At 52.3% G+C, this 2,908-nt stretch carries 2 rRNA genes (1 of these 2 running past the window's edge); both read right to left on the reverse strand.

Annotated features, from left to right (window positions below):
* A 5S ribosomal RNA gene (gene rrf / locus DW089_RS07725) occupies window positions 1–44 on the reverse strand; it reaches 111 nt to the left of the window's first position.
* A gap of 70 nt (window positions 45–114) precedes the next feature.
* A 23S ribosomal RNA gene (locus tag DW089_RS07730) occupies window positions 115–2,908 on the reverse strand; the annotation flags it as partial.

Here is a 2,908-nt window from a genome sequence, read left to right on the forward strand (position 1 = left end):
TTCGGCATGGGAACAGGTGGATCCCTTCAGCCATAACCACCGGATTTTCAATTAGAAGGCATGAGCCTTCAAAACTTCATGAAGAGACGTTTTTTACTTCTTGGACTTGCGGTTTAAGTCAAGCCCTCGACATATTAGTACAGGTCAGCTGAACACATTGCTGTGCTTACACATCCTGCCTATCAACCTTGTGTTCTTCAAGGTGTCTTACCGGATTACTCCGTGAGAGATCTCATCTTAAGGATGGCTTCACGCTTAGATGCTTTCAGCGTTTATCCGTTCCAGACGTAGCTACCCAACTATACCCTTGGCAGGATAATTGGTACACCAGCGGTCTGTCCACTCCGGTCCTCTCGTACTAGGAGCAGCCCCCTTCAAATCTCTTACGCCCGCGATGGATAGGGACCGAACTGTCTCACGACGTTCTGAACCCAGCTCACGTACCACTTTAATGGGCGAACAGCCCAGCCCTTGGGACCGACTTCAGCCCCAGGATGTGATGAGCCGACATCGAGGTGCCAAACCTCCCCGTCGATATGGACTCTTGGGAGAGATTAGCCTGTTATCCCCAGGGTAGCTTTTATCCGTTGAGCGATGGCCCTTCCACTTGGATGCCACCGGATCACTAAGCCCTACTTTCGTACCTGCTCGCCGTGTTTGGCTCGCAGTCAAGCTCCCTTCTGCCTTTACACTCCGCGCGCGGTTTCCGTCCGCGCTGAGGGAACCTTTGGGCGCCTCCGTTACTCTTTAGGAGGCGACCGCCCCAGTCAAACTGCCCGCCTAACAATGTCCCGGCGATCGTTACTCGCTCGGTTAGAATCCCGATAGTTGAAGGGTGGTATCCCAACGGCGGCTCCGATAATCCCAAAGGACTACCATCTCTGCCTCCCACCTATCCTGTGCATCAAATATCAGAACCCAATATTAGGTTACAGTAAAGCTCCATGGGGTCTTTCTGTCCAGTCGCGGGTAACCTGCATCTTCACAGGTATTTCAATTTCACCGGGTCCCTCGTTGAGACAGTGCCCAAATCGTTACACCTTTCGTGCGGGTCGGAACTTACCCGACAAGGAATTTCGCTACCTTAGGACCGTTATAGTTACGGCCGCCGTTCACTGGGGCTTCAGTCGAATGCTTTGGGTCGAACCCGGACATCCTTCTTTAACCTTCCAGCACTGGGCAGGTGTCAGCACCTATACATCAGATTTCTCTTTCGCAGGCACCTGTGTTTCTGGTTAACAGTCGCTTGGGCCTCTTCTCTGCGACCATCCTAGGCTCCAGGAGCAAGTCCCTTCACCACGATGGCTACCCTTATCCCGAAGTTACGGGTACATTTTGCCGAGTTCCTTAACGAGGGTTCTCCCGCGCACCTTAGGATTCTCTCCCCGCATACCTGTGTCGGTTTACGGTACGGGCGGCAGCTTTCTCACTAGAAGCTTTTCTCGGCAGCGTAGGCTCAATCCCTTCGGGAACAAGTTCCCTCCGCGTCACACCTCAGCCTCAGTGTACGGATTTGCCTGTACACCAGCCTGCATGCTTGCACACGAACTACCAATCTCGTGCGGACCTGCCTTCCTGCGTCACTCCATTGTTCAAACGATTGCTGCCGGTACTGGAATATCAACCAGTTGTCCATCTCCTACGCTCTTTGCCTCGGATTAGGTCCCGACTTACCCTGAGACGACGATCGTTGCTCAGGAATCCTTATGCTTTCGGTGGAAAGGATTCTCACCTTTCTTTTCGCTACTCATGCCAACATTCTCACTTCCCACCAGTCCACCGTACCTTACAGTACGACTTCAACCCGATGGGAACGCTCCTCTACCACGCAAGCCTAAGCTTGCATCCATAGCTTCGGTTCCATACTTTAGCCCCGGGAATCTTCGGCGCAGGGCCTCTCGACCAGTGAGCTATTACGCACTCTTTAAATGGTGGCTGCTTCTGAGCCAACATCCTGGTTGTTTATGAGACCCCACATCCTTTTCCACTTAGTATGGCATTGGGGACCTTAGCTGATGGTCTGGGCTGTTTCCCTTTTGACAACGGGACTTATCTCTCGTAGTCTGACTCCCAAGCTCTGCAGCATAACCATTCGTAGTTTGACAGGGTTCGGTAACCATTACAGTCCCTATCCCGATCAGTGCTCTACCGCCTATGCTTACTGCTTGAGGCTAGCCCTAAAGCTATTTCGAGGAGAACCAGCTATCTCTGCGTTCGATTGGAATTTCACCGCTACCCACGATTCATCCGAAAGTTTTTCAACACTCACCGGTTCGGTCCTCCACACAATTTTACCTGTGCTTCAACCTGATCATGGGTAGATCACTACAGTTTCGGGTCTGCGAACACTAACTCATCGCCCTTTTCAGACTCGGTTTCCCTACGGCTCCGCATTTCCTGCTTAACCTCGCTAGTGCCCGCAACTCGTTGGCTCATTCTTCAATAGGCACGCCGTCGCTTGCGCTCCGACTGCTTGTAGACATACGGTTTCAGGTTCTCTTTCACTCCGCTCCCGCGGTTCTTTTCACCTTTCCCTCACGGTACTATGCGCTATCGGTCACTAAGTAGTGTTTAGCCTTGGAGGGTGGTCCCCCCGACTTCCCACAAAATTCCTCGTGCTTCGTGGTACTCTGGATACTCACCATCTCGCTCGTCCTTTAACCTACGCAGCTTTTATGCTCTGTGGCTTACCTTTCCAGGTAATTCGGCTAGGATAAACTTGAATTATGTGAGTCCGTAACCCCGGAAAGCCGAAGCTTCCCGGTTTAGGCTCTGCCCTCTTCGCTCGCCGCTACTGTGGGCATCTCGTTTGATTTCTCTTCCTCCGGCTACTTAGATGTTTCAGTTCACCGGGTTCCCTTCCCTAAGGATACCAGCCCATTACGGCTGGTGGGTTTCCCCATTCGGA

The organism is Acidaminococcus sp. AM05-11 (genome assembly GCF_003472805.1).
In the GTDB taxonomy this organism is placed as follows: domain Bacteria; phylum Bacillota; class Negativicutes; order Acidaminococcales; family Acidaminococcaceae; genus Acidaminococcus; species Acidaminococcus hominis.